The following is a 17623-nucleotide window of genomic DNA, read 5'->3' as shown; positions in this document are numbered from 1 at the left end:
GACCCTAGACACGGCTGACCCGCGCTCCGGCATGGCGTTCGATGCGCCCGGCAAGTTCCAGTTCGAGCAGCACGAGCTGCACCGTCGCCGCCGCCTGCCCCGACTGGCGCACCAGTTCATCGACCGCTACCGGGGTCGGGCCGAGCAGGTCGATCACCGTCCGGCGCTCGCCATCGCCGGCATCGCCGCACGCCGGTACCGCGGTGTAGCGCCGCGCGGGTTCGCGGACCATGCGCGCGTCGATTGATCCGACTGCCTCGATCACGTCATCGACGGTCTGGATCAGCGTCGCCCCCTCGCGGATCAGCAAATTGCAGCCCTGCGCGCGCGGGTCGAGCGGCGAGCCTGGCACCGCCATCACCTCGCGCCCATAATCGCCCGCGCGGCGCGCCGTGATCAGCGACCCCGACCGCGGCGCTGCCTCGATCACCACCGTGCCATGCGCCAGCCCGGCGATGATCCGGTTGCGCGAAGGAAAATGGCGCGCCAGCGGCTCGCTGCCCGGCGGCTGTTCGGCGATCAGCAGCTGATCGGCGGCGATCTTTTCCTGCAACGCGGCATTTTCGGGCGGAAAAGCGATGTCGATGCCGCTGGCAATCACCCCGACGGTCGATCCGCCGAGCGCGCCGATATGCGCCGCGGTATCGACCCCGCGCGCCAGCCCGCTGACCACCGTGACGTCGCGCGCCACCAGGTCGGCGGCAAGCTGGCGCGCGAAACGGCACGCAATCGCCGAGGCATTGCGCGCGCCGACGATCGCGACACACGGCCGCCGCAGCATGGCGGTATCGCCGCGCACGACGATCACCGGGGGCGCGCCCTCGACCTCGCGCAGCAGCGGCGAATAATCGGGCTCGTCGCTGAAAATATGTCGCGCCCCCAATTCGGCGGCGCGCGCAAACTCACGCTCGGCAACTTCGGTGGAGGCGATCCGCGCCTTCCCCGCCCCGCCGCGCAGCACCAGGTCGGGCAGCGCGTCGAGCGCCGCCTCGCCCGATCCGAACCGCTGCATCAGCTGGTGCCAGCTGACCGGGCCGACATGCGGGGTGCGGATCAGCCGCAGCCGCGCCAGCCGTTCGGCTGGAGTCATGCCCCGCCAACCTCTTTCGAGCCGTCCTTTTTGGCACCGATCCGCGGCTCGGTCCCGGCGCGTAGCCGCGCAATATTCTCGCGATGCCGCCACAGCACGATGACCGCGAGCCCCGCGAGGCCGATGGCATAGATTGGATAACCGAGCGCCAGCGCCGCTACCGGCGCCGCGACCGCGCCCAGCATCCCGCCGAGCGACGAAATGCGCAGCAACAGCACCGCGCCGATCCACACCGCGGCAAAGACCAGCCCGATCGGCCAGGCCAGCGCGAGCGCGAGGCCGAGCAAGGTTGCGACCCCCTTGCCGCCGCGAAACTTCAGCCACACCGGATAGCAATGGCCGATCATCGCCGCGGCGCCCGCGATCATCGCGCCCTGTTCACCCAGTTCGGGCATGAAGTACCGCGCCAGCACCACCGCCACCGCGCCCTTGGCGCCGTCGAGGATCAGCGTCGCCGCCGCCAGCCCCTTGCGCCCGGTGCGCAGGACGTTGGTCGCGCCAATATTGCCCGACCCGATCTGGCGCAGGTCGCCGGCGCCGAACAGGCGGGTCAGGATGACGCCGAAGGGGATCGAGCCGAGCAGATAGCCCATGGCGATCAGCGATAAAGTCGTCATGGCGATCCTTGCTCCGTTCGCGGCGATAGTGGCGAAGTTGGCGGGCGCAAGCAACGGATTCGATGCTGTTGATCGCCAGAATGGACTCATCATCGTCGCCTCGCGACGGCTGGGGGGCGACCGTAAGCAATTGAGAGCGATCGCCGCGCCTGCTAATCGCCGCGCATGACCCCCGCCCCCGACGCCCCCATCCTGTTCTTCGACTCCGGCCTCGGCGGCCTGACCGTCCTTGGCCCGACGCGCGCGCTGTTGCCGACCGCGCGAATAGTCTATGCCGCGGACTATGCCGGGCTGCCCTATGGCCAGAAAAGCGAGGCAGAACTGGCGGCGCGCGTCCCGGCGCTGCTCGGCCGCCTCGTCGAACGTTACCAGCCTCGGCTGGCGGTGATCGCGTGTAACACCGCGTCGACGATCGCGCTGACGCATGTTCGCGCCGCGCTCGACCTGCCGATCGTCGGCACCGTCCCCGCGATCAAGCCCGCCGCAAAACTCACCAAAACCGGCGTCATCGGGGTGCTCGGCACCGAAGCGACGGTGCGCCAGCCCTATGTCGACGACCTCAGCGCGCGCTTTGCGGGCGGCAAGACCGTGCTGCGCCACGGCAGTCCGGGCCTGGTCACCGGGGCCGAGGCCAAACTGCGCGGCGAGCCGGTCGATCCCGCGGTGATCGCCCGCGCGATTGCGGGTCTCCGCGACCAACCGGGCGGCGATGCGATCGACGTCATCGTCCTCGCCTGCACCCATTTCCCGTTGCTGGCCGACGAATTGCAGGCCGCAGCGGGTCCGGGCGTCACATTGATCGACGGTGCCGGGGGCATCGCGCGGCGGATCGCCGATCTGACACAGGGCCAGCCATGGCCCGCCGCCGTTACCCCCGGCCTCGCGGTGTTCACCCGCAGCGCCGACCGCCCGCCACCACCGCTCGCAACGCTGGCCCCCTATGGCATCGACCGGATCGAGACGATCTGACGCCCTATTCGCGTCCGGCGGTGCAGGACGCCAGCCAGGCGCGCTCGATTTCGTCCGGGCCGTCGCTTTTGGGTAGCCGACGAACTTTGGGCATCCCGGCATCGCGGACCGCCGTCGCACAATCGAAAACCTGATCGCCGGGTCTGCTGTGAATCCGGTCCTTGCAAACATGGAATTTGTTGCGCGACGTCCCCCAGCCGACCTTTTCGCCCGGATCGAGGTCGCGCGGCGCCTGATCGGCACAATGGGTGTCGGTTTCCGATCCGGGCCGTCCACAGATTTTATCGATCCGCGCCGACGTTCCTTCGGCGGTCCCAACGAACCGGGTGTGGTAGAAGCTGTTTGTCGCCACATAACCCTCGACGCCGCAAACGCGCTTCCCGCGCTGGGTCGTCTGGGCATAGCCACAAACGCGGTAACCGGCATTGGTATCGCACCGCAGCCACGTTCCCTCGAACGGCGCGGGCGCCGGCTTGGAGGCGGACACGCTCAGCCCCATCGCGGCGATCGACAGAGAGACAATTGTGACCAAACGCATAGGATGGCTCCTGCGAACCGCGCCGTGACGGCATGGTCAAAAACGATCTCAACCGCAATTTCGATGTCGTTGCAATGCAGGTCGGCGGACCGGTACGCGACAATAAGGGGTGTGGCAACGCATCGATCACACAGATCGATGGAATAGTTTGCGAATCGTTCGCACTGGATTTCAGCCCGATTCACCGTTATTGGCCCGCCTGTTAAGTGCCGCCCTGAAGGAGCGGCAAACATGCCTGGATTTGGCACCTGACTGCGGGGCTGGAAATTGAACTATAACGATATCTTCGCTCGCGCGATCGACCGGCTGCACGAAGAGGGGCGCTACCGCGTCTTCATCGACATCCTGCGCAACCGCGGCTCCTTCCCCAACGCGCGCTGCTTTGCCGGTCATAACGGGCCGAAGCCGATCACCGTCTGGTGCTCGAACGACTATCTGGCGATGGGCCAGCACCCCAAGGTCGTCGAAGCGATGGAAGCGGCGCTGCACGACGTCGGCGCCGGTTCGGGCGGCACACGCAACATCGGCGGCAACACCCATTATCACATCGACCTTGAGCATGAACTCGCTGACCTGCACGGCAAGGACGGCGCGCTGCTGTTCACATCGGGCTATATCTCGAACGAGGCGACGCTTGGCACGCTCGGCAAATTGCTGCCCAACTGCATCATCTATTCGGACGAGCTCAACCATGCCTCGATGATCGCGGGCATCCGCAACTCGGGCTGCGAAAAGCGGGTGTGGCGCCACAATGATCTGGCGCACCTCGAAGAATTGATGGCGCAGGACGATCCCGAAGCCGCCAAGCTGATCGCCTTTGAAAGCGTCTATTCGATGGACGGCGACGTCGCCCCGATCCACGCGATCTGCGATCTGGCCGACAAGTACAACGCGCTGACCTATTGCGACGAAGTCCATGCCGTCGGCATGTACGGCCCGCGCGGCGGCGGTATCACCGACCGCGACGAAGCCGCCGACCGCGTGACGATTATCGAGGGTACGCTGGGCAAGGCGTTCGGCGTGATGGGCGGTTATATCGCCGCCGACAAGAATATCATCGACGTCATCCGTAGCTATGCGCCGGGCTTCATCTTTACCACCAGCCTGTCGCCGGTGCTCGTCGCCGGGGTGCTCGCCAGCGTCCGCCATCTGAAAAGCTCGAGCGTGGAGCGCGAGGCGCAGCAGGCTAATGCGGGCTATCTGAAGCAATGCTTCCGCGACGCCGGCCTGCCGGTGATGGATTCGACCACCCACATCGTGCCGCTGATGGTCGGCGACCCGGTGCGCGCGAAAAAGATCAGCGACATCCTGCTCGCCGAATATGGCGTTTACGTCCAGCCGATCAATTTCCCGACCGTGCCGCGCGGCACCGAACGCCTCCGCTTCACCCCCGGCCCGGCGCATGACGAAGCGATGATGCGCGAGTTGACGAGCGCGCTTGTTGAAATCTGGGGCCGGCTGGAGCTGGGGCTTCAGAAAGCCGCGTGAGCGAGGCAGTGGGTTTTGACGATGTCGTGCTGGGGCGCCGCTCGATCCGCGGCTTCCTCGACAAACCTGTCCCCAAGGACTTGATCGCCGAGATCATCGAGGTCGCGATGCGCGCGCCCTCGTCGTTCAACAACCAATGCTGGAATTTCTCGGTCGTCACCGGCGAGCCGCTCGATGCGATCCGCCGCGGCAACACCGAGGGCATTTTGGCGGGCACGCCCGACAGCCGCGAGTTTCGCCGTTTCACCACAATCCCCGACGAACATCGCGGCCGCCAGATCGAGGTCGCCAAGCAGTTGTTCGGCGCGATGGGCATCGACCGCGACGACAAGGACGGGCGGCAGGATTGGGTGCTGCGCGGTTTTCGCCAGTTCGACGCGCCGGTCAGCATCGTCGTCACCTATGATCGCGTGCTGCTCGGCAGCGACATCGCGCCGTTTGATTGCGGCGCGGTGACCAACGCGCTGGTCAATGCCGCCTGGTCGCGCGGGCTGGGCTGCGTCATCAACAGCCAGGGCATCATGCAAAGCCCGGTGGTGCGCGAACACGCCAAAATCCCCGACGATCAGGTGATCATGATTTGCGTCGCGCTCGGCTGGCCCGACGAGGGCTTTCCCGCCAATGCGGTGGTATCGAACCGCAAGAGCGTCGAAACCGCGGCGCGCTTCGTTGGGTTCGACGACTGACGGCGGTCGCCGACGCGGTCGTCCACCTTCGACATGATTGGGGCATCCGATAGAATGAGCCACAAATCCTGACACCCTCATCGCGAAAGATTATTATGCCAGCGCAGCGTTATAGCTATACCGCCATCACGCTACACTGGCTCATCGCCCTGCTGCTGGCGTTCCAAATCGCGCTCGGCTGGGCGCTCGAAGGCAACAGCAGTCCGGAATTGTTCGCACGCTATCAGTTGCACAAGTCAGTAGGCATCTCGATCCTGCTGCTCAGCCTCGCACGTCTTGCGGCTCGCCTGTTTGCAACCCGTCCGCCCGCGTCAGAAGGGCCGACCTGGACGCGCGCGTCGGCGAGCATCGTCCACTGGCTATTCTATCTCGTGATGATTCTCGGCCCGATCACGGGATGGCTGCTCGTGTCGACCGCACGCATTCAGGTCCCGACCCTAGTTTACGGGATCATTCCTTGGCCCCATTTGCCCGTCGGTCGCAGTTGGCACGAACCGGCCGAGGCGATCCACGGCGCCATGGCGTGGCTCGCGATCGGACTGTTCGTCCTCCACATTGCGGGCGCGCTTCGCCATCAGTGGTTGCTTGGCAAACCCGAACTCCAGCGGGTCATCCCCTTCGCGCACGACAAGGCCGTCGGCGTCGCGGTCGGTGCGCTGCTGCTCGTCGTAGCCGCATTTGCCGCCGGCCAGATGGTTTACCCCGACAAGGCTCGCCCTCCCGTCGCCAGAAAAACAGCGCCGCCCCTGGCCGCCGCGGCGCCGACCACGGCTCTGATCCCCGCCGCCGAAAGCGACAAGGCCGCGCCAGCCGAAGAGGTCGCGCCGGAAGATGCGGCCCAGCCGCTCGCGGACTGGACGATCGCGTCGGGCGGGCGCCTCGGCTTCACCGCCCGCTGGAACGGCGAAGCAGTCGACGGCCGCTTCGACCGCTGGCGTGCCGCCATCCGCTTCAGCCCTGATGACCTCGCCAAATCGCAGATACGCGTCACCGTCGATCTCGCATCCGCCAACACCGGCGAGGGCCAGCGCGATGATACGCTAAAAGGCAGCGATTTCTTCGATACCAGCGCTCATCCAAGTGCGGTCTTCATGGCGCGCGACATCCGACATCTGGGCGGGGATCGCCATGAAGCGCGCGGGTCGCTCGATCTGCGTGGCGTCAGCAAGCCGGCGACGCTGCATTTCACGCTGCGCATCGACGGTGACAGGGCGCGTGTCGCCGGAACCGCGCTTATCGATCGGACCGCTTTCGGCGTCGGGCAGGGCGAATGGGCTGCTACCGACGTGATCGCGGGGACCGTCGATATCGCCTTTTCGTTCACCGCCACGCGCCCGGCGTCCTGATCCCGGGAATATCACGATGCGGTTCGCTGATTTCTGAAGACGATAAAGGTTGGCACAATGCGGCCCGTCCCGGGAGGGAAGTGGACGGACCGCACCTGTGCCGGGGAAAGGGGTCTCAGCCCGGCAGCAATACGCCATCGACGACGTGGATCACGCCGTTCGACTGCCGGACATCGGCGATGGTGATCTGTGCCTTGCCGCCCTTGGCGTCGGTGACATACCATTTGCCATCCTTGCCCCACACGGTCAGCGTCGCGCCCTGCACCGTGGTCAGCACGGCCTTGCCGCCATTGGCCTTGGCATTGGCGGCCAGGTCGGCGGCGGTCAGCGTGCCGGGCACGACATGATAGGTCAGCACCGCGGTCAGCGTGCCTTTATTCTCGGGCTTCAGCAGCGTGTCGACGGTGCCGGCGGGCAGCTTGCCGAACGCGGCGTTGGTCGGGGCAAAGACGGTGAAAGGCCCGGGACTGGCGAGCGTATCGACCAGCCCGGCAGCCTGCACCGCAGCGACCAGCGTCGTGTGATCCTTTGAATTGACGGCATTTTCGACGATGTTCTTGGTTTCGTACATCGCGGCCCCGCCGACCATCGGGTTGGCCAGCGCGACGCCGCCCCCGGCAACCATCATCAAAACAGCGAGCGACGCGGAGAGTTTGGAAAGTTTCATCATACAATCCTCTGGTTTCTGGCAGCCCGGAAATGCGGGATGCGCCGCAGCTACGGCGGTGCCCCAGCGGCGGATGCACAGCAGCGTCAGATTGTGATGATTTTTCCGGACGCGACCGCGAGGCCGCTCGGTGCTGAATGCGGCGTCTTCGACACCGGCTCCATCGTGATCGCCAGCGTCGCGCCTTCGGTCATCAACAGGCGGTGCGGCGGCGGCATCGTCATTTCGGCCTTACCCGCATGGCCGATCTGCCCAAGCGAGACGGGCGCGCCGCCTTCGGGAATGACCCACAATTCGGGGGCCAGCGCCCCAGGCTTAAAGCCATGGATGCGCAGCTGCATCAGCCCACTGCTCTGGTCATAGCGCGCCAGCACCAGTGGCCCCGCCGCATCGCTTTCGATCCGCGCCACCGCGAGTTGCGGCGCGGCGGGCATGGGCGCTGGTACCGGCTGGGTGACCAGCACGAACGCCAGTGCCGCGGCGACCGCACCCGAGACCAGCGCCCCGGCGCGCCAGCGGCGCAGTCGGGTCTCGATTGCCGTAACCTTGTCGGCGGGCGCATCCACCAGCTGCCGTTCGATCCCGTCCCACACCGCATCGCCGGGCTGAGCATCGGCCCACTCGCCGTGCAACGGCGCCAGCTTGGCCTCCCACGCCGCGACCAGCGCCGCAAATTCGGGATCGCTGAGCGATAGCCGCAGCGCATCGGCGCGCGCTTGCCCTTCGAGCAGGCCAAGCGCCAGTTCGGCGGCGAGCGCGTCGCGCTCCTCGGCGGGCGTCAGATGGTCATCCATCGCCAAGACAATCCTTCAGGCGCAGCAACCCGCGCCGTATCCAGCTTTTCATCGTCCCCAACGGCACATTTTCGCGCGCCGCCAGCTCGGCATAGGTAGCGCCATCGAAAAAGGCGGCGCGGATGGACGCGCGGGTCCGGCCCTCGAGTTCATCCAGACAGTGGTGGAGCCGCTCGCCCTCCTCTGCCGCCACCAGCGACTGGTCGGCGCGTAGGCTGTCGTCGGCCACCGCAAAGGCCGCCTGTTCGGGCAAGGTATCACGGACCGCCCGGCCAGCAACCGACCGCCGCCAGTCGATCGCGCCGTTGCGCGCGATCGTCGACAGCCAGGTGATCGGGCTGGCGCGCGTGGCATCGAATTGCCCTGCGCGCTCCCACACCTTGATATAGACGGTCTGCAAAACATCCTCCGCGCTGGCCCTCTCGCCACAGATACGGAGGCAAATTCCAAATAGTTTCGCGGCGGTCATGTCATAGACCTGGCGCAGCGCCGCGCGATCGCCGCGCCCGACCGCGGTCAGCGCCGCCACCAGTCGGGTTCGCGCCTCGTCCGCGCTCGATGGCCATTGCATGTCGCTCACCGCGCCAAGTCGTAGAGCGGTGGCGGGATTATTCAAGCGGCAGTCGGCCGCATCATCCCCCAGAAATGCGGCCCGCCACCCGCCACGTCCCATTCGACCTGCGTGACGAATCCCAGCCGCTCATAAAGTGGGACATTCGCGGGCGTTGCGGTTTCCAGCCAGCACGGTAGCCCCTCGGTGTCAGCGACCGCGGTTTGCGCGCGGATGATCCGCCCGCCGTGACCTTTGCCCTGATGCGCGGTGCGCACCCCGACATAATGGAGATACCAAAAGCGTCCCGCGGGACGGTGCGCGTCAATGCCGCTTTGCACCTTGAGCCCGCGCGGCAAGGCGGTGCCGAAGGTCGCGATCAGCGGCACGACGGTGCGGAGGAATTCCAGCGTGCCGCCATGCGCTTGCCCCGGCGCGCGCCACAGCGCCGCCGCTTCGTCGCCGCTCGCCCGCAGCGCCACCCCGGCGCGCATATCAGCGGGAACAAGGGTGCGGAACAAGCCGCGCAGCGCCCGCGCGCGGTGGGCGGGGTCGGGCAAGATCCATGACAGCGCGGGGTCGGTCTGGAACGCCTGCGCGAGCGTTTCGATCAGCGCGGGCTGGTCCGTTGCCGTAGCAACGCTGATTTGGTCCATTCCGCCCCTCCCCTATCGTCATTGCGACCCCGGACTTGGTCCGGGGTCGCAATGACGAAAGATCTAGGAAATCAATCGCGGCAATAGCCTTCGCCATCCTTGACCTTCAGGCAATCTTTCTTGCCCGCCAGATATTTGAGGCCCGTCGCATCGCCGGTCGATGCCGCCAGCGTCAGGGTCTCGGCGCCGCGCTTGAAAGCGATGCCGCCCTCGCTGTCGCTGCCATCATACGTCCCCTTGGTGTCGAGGTCCGACTGCATCTCCAGCTTGTATTTCCCCGGCTCGGCGGTCGTGATCGTGACATACATGCCCTCGACTCCCGTCCATTTGCCCGCCCAGGGGGCGAAGCGATGCGGGGCGATTGCAGCATCGGCCGTTTCGGACGGCGCTGATTCGTCAGGCACTTCGGTTGTCGTCGTGTCGGCGGGCGCAGGCGCCTCCGCCTTTTCGCAGCCGCTCAGCAACACCAGTGCCGCGGCGCCGATCAGAAAGCTCTTTTGCATCACGCTTCTCCTTCCCCGTCCCAACGCACCTGCGCCGATAAGTATCCGCTTAGCCCGCCAGAATCTCCGCATAATGTTGCGGGTCGACATTGCCGCCCGACAGGGTGACCAAAGTCGCCTCGCCCAGCACAACCTTGCCCGCCAGCACCGCCGCCAGCGCCGCCGCGCCGCCCGGTTCGACCACCAGATGCAGCCGCTCGAACGCGGCGCGCATCGCGTGCCGCACTTCGTCGCGGGTGACGACAACGCCGCGCACCCCGCGCGCCTGCAGCACCGCGAAATTGATCGGCCAGGTCTGCGGTGTCTGCAACGCATCGCATTCGGTCGGATAGGCCAGATCCTCGACCGACAGGATTTCCCCTGCGGCCAGACTGCGCGTCACATCGTCCCAGCCCTCGGGCTCGACCGCAATGATCTCGGCATCGGGACAGGCTAGCGCCAGCCCCGCCGACAATCCGCCGCCGCCGCAGCACGCAATCACCTGATCGGGTCCGGCGATGCCGCGCGCTGCGAGCTGCGCTCGCGCCTCGATCCCCGCGCTCCCCTGCCCCTCGATGATCCACGGATCGCCGTAAGCATGGACCAGCGTCCCGCCGCGCTCAGCGAGCAGTTTGGCCGCCACCGCATCGCGCGATTCGGTCACCCGGTCGTACAGCACGACCTCGGCCCCCAGCGCGCGCGTCGCGGCCAGCTTCATTCTGGGCGCATTGCTCGGCATCACGATCGTCGCCGGAATCCCCAGTCGCTTTGCCGCCCATGCAACGCCCTGCGCATGGTTGCCGCTCGACACCCCGACCACGCCGGCCGCCGCCTGTTCGGGGGTCAGGTCGGTCAGACGGTGCCATGCGCCGCGGATCTTGAACGCGCCGACGGGCTGCAGGCATTCGGCCTTGCACCAGATGGTCCGACCGTCGATTTCCAGCGGCAACAATGGCGTCATCGGCAGCAGTTCGGCGACCTTGGCGGCGGCGCGTTCGACCCCCGCCAGCGTCGGGGCGCGGGCGGAGCTGAGGAGGGGATCGGGGCTTTGCTGTGTCATCGCTTCGTCCTATAGCGCCCGTCATACAAGACAAGGCGGCAAAGGTCCGCGACAGGAGATTTTCGATGAGCAAGGTTCTGGTGATCGGCGCGGGCGGCGTCGGTTCGGTCGCGGTGCATAAAATGGCGATGAACGCCGACATCTTTCCCGACATCACGCTGGCCAGCCGCCGCAAGTTCAAGTGCGATGCGGTTGCCGAATCGGTGCTGGCGCGCACCGGAGTCACGATCAACACCGCCGAGGTCGACGCCGACCATATCGACGCCACCGCGGCGCTGATCCGCGATATCGGCGCGACGCATGTCGTCAACCTCGCGCTGCCTTATCAGGATCTGACGATCATGGAGGCGTGCCTGTCGACCGGCGCCCATTATATGGACACCGCCAATTACGAACCGCGCGACGAGGCAAAGTTCGAATATCATTGGCAATGGGCGTATCACGACCGCTTCAAGGATGCCGGGCTGATGGCGCTGCTCGGGTCGGGCTTCGACCCGGGGGTGACCAGCGTGTTCACCACCTGGCTGAAGAAACATCATTTCGACCGCATCGACACGCTCGACATTCTCGATTGCAACGGCGGCGATCACGGCCAGCATTTTGCGACCAACTTCAATCCCGAAATCAACATCCGCGAAGTGACCGCGGTCGCGCGCCATTGGGAAAATGGCGATTGGGTCGAAACCCCGCCGATGTCGGTCAAGCAGCAGTTCGACTTTGAAGCGGTCGGCGAAAAAACGATGTACCTCATGTATCATGAGGAAATCGAAAGCCTGAAAACCCACCTGCCCGAAATCAAACGCATCCGCTTTTGGATGACCTTTGGCGAGGCGTATATCACCCACCTCAACGTGCTGCAGAATGTCGGCATGACGCGCATCGACCCGGTCATCTACGAAGGCCGCGAGATCATTCCGCTCCAGTTCCTGAAAGCCGTGCTGCCCGAACCGTCGAGCCTGGGTGAGACGACGAAGGGCAAGACCAACATCGGCGTCATCGCCACCGGCCTGGCCAAGGACGGCACCGAAAAGACGCTCTACCTCTACAATATTTGCGACCATGAGGACGCTTTTGCCGAAACCGGCAATCAGGCGGTCAGCTACACCACCGGCGTCCCCGCGATGATCGGCGCCGCGATGATGGTGACGAACACTTGGGTTGGCGACGGCGTGTTCAACATGGAACAGATGGACCCCGATCCGTTCATGGAGATGCTGAACCAGCACGGCCTGCCGTGGCAGGTGAAGGAACTGGACGGGCCGCTCGAATTCTGATTGCGGAACGAAGTCCCGGCGCTTGCCGGGACTTCGTTCCAGCGAGGGAATTTATGACCGCTTATCTCGCGGCCGCTGTGGCTCGCGGTGCTGATCGCGGCGGGCGTGTTCTTCATCGTCAAGGGACCGATTGCAGCTTGATCCGCACCCCGCTAGCCTCGCGATCAGGAGGATGGGCGATGGCAACAGATGACAGGGGTATTTCGCGGCGGGCTTTTGGCGCTGGCGCGGCGGGACTGGCCACCCTCGGCGCGGCGCAGGCATCGGCGAAACCGGCAAAGCCGAAAACGATCGCGACCGGCAAGCCCTTCATCCTGACGACGTGGGATTTCGGCCCCGGCGCCAATGCCATCGGCTGGCCGATGCTCGCCGCGGGCGCGTCGGCGCTCGATGTTGTCGAAAAAGCGATCAACCATGTCGAACTGCTCGGCGACTATTGGGTCGGCGCCGGAGGCGTGCCGAACGAGGTCGGCGAAACGACGCTCGACGCGATGATCATGTGGGGACCGACGCATGATGCCGGCGCCGTCGGCTGCCTGAAACGTATCAAAAAGGCGATTTCGGTCGCGCGCAAGGTGATGGAGGAAACCCAGCACAGCCTGATCGTCGGCGACGATGCGACGCGCTTTGCGGCGCGCATGGGGTTCGCCGAAACATCGCTCACCAGCGTGGTGTCGCAGCAGGCGTGGGACAAATGGGCCGCGAAGGGCGAGAAAACGAACGCTTTTGACCCCGAACCGATCGGCAAGAATCCCAAACTGGCCGGCCACGACACCGTCGGCAGCATCGCGCTCGATGCCGCCGGCAATCTGTGCGTCGGCTGCTCGACCAACGGCCGCGAATTCAAGATTCCGGGCCGCGTCGGCGATTCGCCGATCATCGGCGCGGGCGCCTATGTCGATCAGGCGGTCGGCGCCGCGGTCGCGACCGGCAACGGCGACGTGATGATGCGCTTTCTGCCGGCCTATCACGCCGTCGAACTGATGCGCGGTGGCATGGAGCCGCAGGCAGCCGCCGAGGCGACGATCAAGCGGATCGCAGACGCGGGCTACCGGATCGACGGCGGCATGGCGGTGATCCGCCGCGACGGCGTGCATGGCGGTGCCAAGACGGGCTGGGCCGACACCCCCTTCAGCTATTCGGTCCACACCGCGGCGGGCAATATAAAGGTGCCCGTGGCATAGTATCGCGGCTTTAGCGGAGGATTCGGATCGGCCCGGCGCCGCCCCCTTCCTTCGCGGCCGCAAACCTCCTACATGCGCGCGCATGGAAACCAGAGCCGGCGACCCCGGGGCCTTTGCCCATTTCGACCTCACCCGTGTCCCCTCGCCCGCGTTCGTCGTCGATGCGGCAAAGGTGCGCACGAATCTGGCGCTGTTGCGCCACATCGGCGACGCCTCCGGCGCGCGGGTCCTCGCGGCGCTCAAGGCGTTTTCGATGTGGTCGCTGGGACCGACGGTCGCCGGCTATCTCGACGGCGTCTGCGCTTCGGGGCTTTACGAAGCGAAACTCGGCCGCGAGGAATATGGCGGCCCCGACGGCGACCGGGAAGTCGCCACCTATTGCGCGGGCTACAAGGAAGCCGACCTGCCCGAAATCGCACGGCTGTCGGATCATCTGATCTTCAATTCGCCAGGGCAAATCGCCCGCTTCCGTCCGCTGCTCGACGATCTTCGCGCGCAGGGCGTGACGTTCGATATCGGCCTGCGTATCAACCCGATGCACAGCGAAGGTGAAACCGCGAAATACGATCCGGCGGCGCCGTGCAGCCGCCTCGGCTTTCCGGTTACCCAGTTGCTGCCCGACCATATGGAGGGTATCGACGGCATCCATATGCACAGCCTGTGCGAACAGGATTTCCCGCCGCTGCAACGGACCTGGGACGCCGTGCAGCCGATGCTGCGGCCCTTCTTTGGCCAGCTCAAATGGATCAACTTCGGCGGCGGTCACCATGTCACGCGCGCCGATTACCAAATCGACGACCTGATCGCTTTCCTGAAACAGGTGCGCGCCGCAACCGACTGCGACGTGATGATCGAACCCGGCGAAGCGATCGCGCTCGACGCCGGAATCCTCGTCGGCGAAATTCTCGACCTGTTCGACAATGGCATGCCGATCGGCATCACCGATATTTCGGCGACCTGCCATATGCCCGACGTGATCGAGGCGCCCTATCGCCCCGCCATGCTGGACGAAGGCAGCGAAGGCATCACCGTTCGCCTCGGCGGCCCCTCTTGCCTCGCGGGCGACGTCATCGGCGACTATCGCGTGCCCGGCGGCGCCCGCATCGGCGAGCGTTTTGCCTTCCTCGACCAGGCGCATTATTCGATGGTCAAGACCAACAGCTTCAATGGCGTCCCGCTGCCGTCGATCTGGCTGTGGGACAGCGAAACCGACGCGCTGGAATTGGTCCGGGCGTTTGGATATGAGGATTTCAAGACGCGGCTGAGCTAAGCGCGCGGGACGGCGGACGAGGGAGAGGCGCGATTGGAACGGCGACATTTTCTGCGCGCCAGTGCCGGAATCGCTTTGGCGCCGACGATATGGGGTTGCGCCGATCCCGGTAACGGCATGACCCATGCGGACCTAGGCTATCACATGCCGCTGGAATCGGATCCGCATGAGCGGACCCTCATGCAATGGCCGGTCAATCGGGACATTTATGACCGGCGTTCGCTAGCGCGCGTCCAACGCGCCATTGCGCGCGTTGCCAACCGCATCGTGGAGTATGAACCCGTCGCGATGCTGGTTGCGGCAGCCGACGCCGCGAGTGCGCGCACATTATTGTCTGGCGATGTCGAGCTTTGGGACATTCCGACCGACGATTTGTGGTGCCGCGATTCCGGGCCGACCTTTGTCCGCGACCCCGCCGGCGGCCTCGCCGTCGCCCACATCCGGTTCAACGGCTGGGGCAATAAGCAACCACACGCCAAAGATGCACAAATTGCCGCGCGTGTAGCAGCGCGGCTTGGCCTTCCCCTGATCGATACCGGGCTGGTCGGGGAGCAGGGCGGGGTCGAACATGACGGCGCCGGGACGCTGCTCGCGCACGCCAGCTGCTGGGCGAATGTCAACCGCAACCGAATGGGCCAGGACGAGATTGGCAAAAAGCTGCTGCGGGCGCTGGGCGGCCAGAAAATGATCTGGGCCCCCGGCATCGCGGGGAAAGACATCACCGATTACCATATCGACGCGCTCGCCCGCTTTGTCGGACCGGGCAAGCTGCTGATCCAGCTGGGCGACACCATTGATCCCGAAGACCCCTGGTCGGTATCGGGGCATGAGACGCTGGAGATATTGCGGCAATCGACCGATGCCCGGGGACGCAAGCTGGAGATTCTTCGGCTGCCCGATCCGTGGGACATCCGGTCGTCCGCACCCGACTTCGTTGCGAGCTATGTCAACTATTACGTCTGCAACGATGCGGTCATCGCGGCGCAGTTCGGCGACGAGACGGCCGATGGCCATGCGCGCGAAATGCTGCAATCGCTCTATCCGGGGCGGACGGTGGAAATGCTCGAAATCGACGCAATCGGTGAATCGGGCGGCGGCATCCACTGCGCCACGCAGCAACAACCAAAAGCACTCGCAAGATGAAGACATGGCTCGAACGCCATTGCGAGGGCTCGGTCGCGGCCTATTCGGCCGTCGTTTCGATCTCCGCCAGCGCCTGATGGATGTCGCTGACCACGACTGATCCCTCGCCCACCGACGACGCGACGCGCTTCACCGACCCTTTGCGGACATCGCCGATCGCATAGATGCGCGGCCAGCTCGTTTCGTAGCGGCTTGGCATGCGGTCCAATGACCAGCCTGCCTTGACCAGTTCGAGCGGCGCGATGTCGGCCCCGGTTTTGACGAAGCCGCGCTCGTCACACATCATTTCCTTTGGCAGCCAGCCGGTGTTCGGACTGGCGCCGAGGAAGAGGAAAAGAAAGCGGCAGTCGCAGCCGCTCTCGACCCCGGTGTCGCGGCAGCGATAGGTGATGCCGTCGAGCCACCCGCCCGAAACATCGGCGCCGCGCAGCGCGACGACGTCGGTCATCGCATGCAGTTCGATGTTGGGATGCTCCTCCAGCCGCTTGACCAGATATTCGGACATCGTCTCGCGCAAGGCCGGGCGGCGGAAAATGACATGGACCTTGCGCGCCGCATTGGCGAGGTAGATCGCCCCCTGCCCCGCCGAATTGCCAGCGCCGACGACGGTCACCTCGGCATTGCCGCACAGCTGTGCCTCCATCGGGGTGGCACCGTAAAAGATGCCGCGGCCCTCATAATGTTCGATGCCGTCGATCGGCAGGCGCTGATATTGCGCCCCGCTGGCGATCACCACCGCGCGGCTGCGTAATTTACGGCCGTCGGCGAGCTTCAGGCAATAGGCATCGCTGTCGCGGTCGATCGCCGCGGCGCGCACCGGCGCGACCAGCCGCGCGCCGAATTTCTGCGCCTGCACCGTCGCCCGCCGCGCCAGCTCATTGCCCGAGATGCCGGTCGGAAAGCCCAGGTAGTTTTCGATCTTTGACGACGTCCCCGCCTGTCCGCCCGGCGCCAGCGCGTCGATCGCAATCACGGTCAGCCCTTCGGATCCGGCATAGACCGCCGCGGCAAGGCCGCCCGGCCCGCTGCCGACGACGATGACGTCGGCGGTGGCGCCATCGGGCAGCAGGTCGAGCCCAAGGCTCGCGGCGAGCTGTTCGGGGGTCGGCTGGACCAGCACGTCGGCGGCGCCCAAAATCACCGCCGGCAGTTGTTCGTCGATCAATCCGCGCTCGGCCATCAGATGCGCCGCAACCGGGCCATCGGCGGGATCGAACCAGCGATGCGCAACGCCATGCTTCGCCAGCAGGTCGCGCAGCGCATAGACACTGCGGTCCATCGCCGCCCCGATCACGATGATCGCTGCAAAGCCGCGACGGCTGCTAAACTCGCGCCGCGCCGCAAAAATGCGGACGAATATGTCCGAAAAATGCGAATTGCCCGCGATCAACCGCTGGAAATCGGCATGGGCGATCCGCAAAATTTCCCCATCGGCGCCCATCTCGACACGCGACAGGTGGCGCTGTCCGGTCAGCACGGACAGGTCGCCCGCGAACTGCCCCCGCTCCATCCAGCCGACGCGTTTTGATCCTTCATCGGTCATCGCGTAAATGTCGGTATAGCCTGACAGGGTGACGATGCAGTCAGGGGCCATCGTGCCTTCGGCGACGAGCAACTCGCCGGCGCGATGCGATTCGACGGCGCCGAAAGCACGTAGTTCGTCGAGCTTGGCGTCGCTAAACGTGTGATTCACATCGGCGGGAGAGACCATGACGCGCATGTCCTTTATCGGATTTTGGTTCGTACTGTCCTAGCGCGGAACCGCCGCCTTGTCGCGCTTTTGCCCGGCTCGGCGCACATCGGCCCCGG

General features: G+C 65.5%; 19 protein-coding genes. 9 read left to right on the top strand and 10 right to left on the bottom strand.

The window, feature by feature from the left end:
* Positions 1-4: 4 nt before the first annotated feature.
* The gene (gene dprA, locus FFS68_RS03175) at positions 5-1090 is read right to left on the bottom strand and encodes a DNA-processing protein DprA (protein WP_137751863.1); all 1086 of its coding nucleotides are present in this window, start codon (positions 1088-1090) and stop codon (positions 5-7) included.
* Positions 1087-1707 (bottom strand): glycerol-3-phosphate 1-O-acyltransferase PlsY, encoded by a 621-nt coding sequence (gene plsY, locus FFS68_RS03170; RefSeq protein ID WP_137751862.1) that lies wholly within the window; start codon positions 1705-1707, stop codon positions 1087-1089. The genes dprA and plsY overlap by 4 nt, the downstream gene beginning before the upstream one ends.
* On the opposite strand from plsY, the gene FFS68_RS03165 reads away from it, so the two are divergent.
* Positions 1682-1876, top strand: a complete 195-nt coding sequence (locus FFS68_RS03165; RefSeq protein WP_137751861.1) for a hypothetical protein — start codon at positions 1682-1684, stop codon at positions 1874-1876. The two genes, plsY and FFS68_RS03165, sit on opposite strands and share 26 nt — an antisense overlap.
* Positions 1873-2676: a glutamate racemase gene (gene murI, locus FFS68_RS03160; protein ID WP_137751860.1), complete on the top strand. Its 804-nt coding sequence runs from the start codon at positions 1873-1875 to the stop codon at positions 2674-2676. Before FFS68_RS03165 ends, murI begins: the two co-directional genes overlap by 4 nt.
* 4 nt (positions 2677-2680) lie before the next feature.
* Here the strand turns inward: murI and FFS68_RS03155 are convergent, their stop codons facing one another.
* A complete protein-coding gene (locus FFS68_RS03155) occupies positions 2681-3214 on the bottom strand; it encodes a hypothetical protein (RefSeq protein ID WP_137751859.1) in 534 nt (177 codons plus the stop codon).
* 267 nt (positions 3215-3481) lie between these two features.
* Here FFS68_RS03155 and hemA point away from each other — a divergent pair, with 267 nt between their 5' ends.
* From hemA to FFS68_RS03140, 3 genes are all read left to right on the top strand, one after another.
* Complete coding sequence (gene hemA / locus FFS68_RS03150) at positions 3482-4702, top strand: 5-aminolevulinate synthase (RefSeq protein ID WP_137751858.1); 1221 nt, start codon at positions 3482-3484, stop codon at positions 4700-4702.
* A complete protein-coding gene (locus tag FFS68_RS03145) occupies positions 4699-5388 on the top strand; it encodes a nitroreductase (protein ID WP_137751857.1) in 690 nt (229 codons plus the stop codon). Before hemA ends, FFS68_RS03145 begins: the two co-directional genes overlap by 4 nt.
* 95 nt (positions 5389-5483) lie before the next feature.
* A complete protein-coding gene (locus FFS68_RS03140) occupies positions 5484-6734 on the top strand; it encodes a YceI family protein (protein WP_137751856.1) in 1251 nt (416 codons plus the stop codon).
* A gap of 115 nt (positions 6735-6849) precedes the next feature.
* On the opposite strand, the gene FFS68_RS03135 is transcribed toward FFS68_RS03140, so the two are convergent.
* From FFS68_RS03135 to FFS68_RS03110, 6 genes are all read right to left on the bottom strand, one after another.
* A complete protein-coding gene (locus FFS68_RS03135) occupies positions 6850-7401 on the bottom strand; it encodes a fasciclin domain-containing protein (RefSeq protein WP_137751855.1) in 552 nt (183 codons plus the stop codon).
* Between the two features lie 86 nt (positions 7402-7487).
* Positions 7488-8195: an anti-sigma factor gene (locus FFS68_RS03130; RefSeq protein WP_137751854.1), complete on the bottom strand. Its 708-nt coding sequence runs from the start codon at positions 8193-8195 to the stop codon at positions 7488-7490.
* On the bottom strand, positions 8188-8766 hold the full coding sequence (locus FFS68_RS03125) for a sigma-70 family RNA polymerase sigma factor (RefSeq protein ID WP_137751967.1): 579 nt from the start codon (positions 8764-8766) through the stop codon (positions 8188-8190). Before FFS68_RS03125 ends, FFS68_RS03130 begins: the two co-directional genes overlap by 8 nt.
* Before the next feature lie 41 nt (positions 8767-8807).
* Positions 8808-9401 carry a GNAT family N-acetyltransferase gene (locus FFS68_RS03120; RefSeq protein WP_137751853.1) on the bottom strand — a complete coding sequence of 198 codons (594 nt, stop codon included), beginning with the start codon at positions 9399-9401 and terminating at the stop codon, positions 8808-8810.
* 71 nt (positions 9402-9472) lie between these two features.
* Complete coding sequence (locus FFS68_RS03115; RefSeq protein WP_137751852.1) at positions 9473-9904, bottom strand: hypothetical protein; 432 nt, start codon at positions 9902-9904, stop codon at positions 9473-9475.
* Positions 9905-9953: 49 nt separating this feature from the next.
* The gene (locus FFS68_RS03110; RefSeq protein WP_137751851.1) at positions 9954-10943 is read right to left on the bottom strand and encodes a pyridoxal-phosphate dependent enzyme; all 990 of its coding nucleotides are present in this window, start codon (positions 10941-10943) and stop codon (positions 9954-9956) included.
* A 65-nt stretch (positions 10944-11008) separates the two neighbouring features.
* On the opposite strand from FFS68_RS03110, the gene FFS68_RS03105 reads away from it, so the two are divergent.
* The 4 genes from FFS68_RS03105 to FFS68_RS03090 all read left to right on the top strand — a co-directional run bounded on the left by FFS68_RS03105 (position 11009) and on the right by FFS68_RS03090 (position 15814).
* Positions 11009-12217: a saccharopine dehydrogenase family protein gene (locus tag FFS68_RS03105; RefSeq protein ID WP_137751850.1), complete on the top strand. Its 1209-nt coding sequence runs from the start codon at positions 11009-11011 to the stop codon at positions 12215-12217.
* Positions 12218-12396: 179 nt separating this feature from the next.
* A complete protein-coding gene (locus FFS68_RS03100) occupies positions 12397-13401 on the top strand; it encodes a N(4)-(beta-N-acetylglucosaminyl)-L-asparaginase (RefSeq protein WP_171003728.1) in 1005 nt (334 codons plus the stop codon).
* Between the two features lie 82 nt (positions 13402-13483).
* The gene (locus FFS68_RS03095; protein WP_137751848.1) at positions 13484-14671 is read left to right on the top strand and encodes a carboxynorspermidine decarboxylase; all 1188 of its coding nucleotides are present in this window, start codon (positions 13484-13486) and stop codon (positions 14669-14671) included.
* Positions 14672-14704: 33 nt separating this feature from the next.
* The gene (locus FFS68_RS03090; RefSeq protein WP_212742313.1) at positions 14705-15814 is read left to right on the top strand and encodes an agmatine deiminase family protein; all 1110 of its coding nucleotides are present in this window, start codon (positions 14705-14707) and stop codon (positions 15812-15814) included.
* 40 nt (positions 15815-15854) lie between these two features.
* On the opposite strand, the gene FFS68_RS03085 is transcribed toward FFS68_RS03090, so the two are convergent.
* Complete coding sequence (locus FFS68_RS03085) at positions 15855-17525, bottom strand: FAD-dependent oxidoreductase (RefSeq protein ID WP_212742312.1); 1671 nt, start codon at positions 17523-17525, stop codon at positions 15855-15857.
* Between the last annotated feature and the right edge of the window lie 98 nt (positions 17526-17623).

The organism is Sphingopyxis sp. L1A2A, from assembly GCF_005502465.1.
Lineage (GTDB): Bacteria > Pseudomonadota > Alphaproteobacteria > Sphingomonadales > Sphingomonadaceae > Sphingopyxis.
The sequence above is the reverse complement of the archived record's forward strand: the minus strand, read 5'-3'. Positions and strand labels throughout refer to the sequence as shown.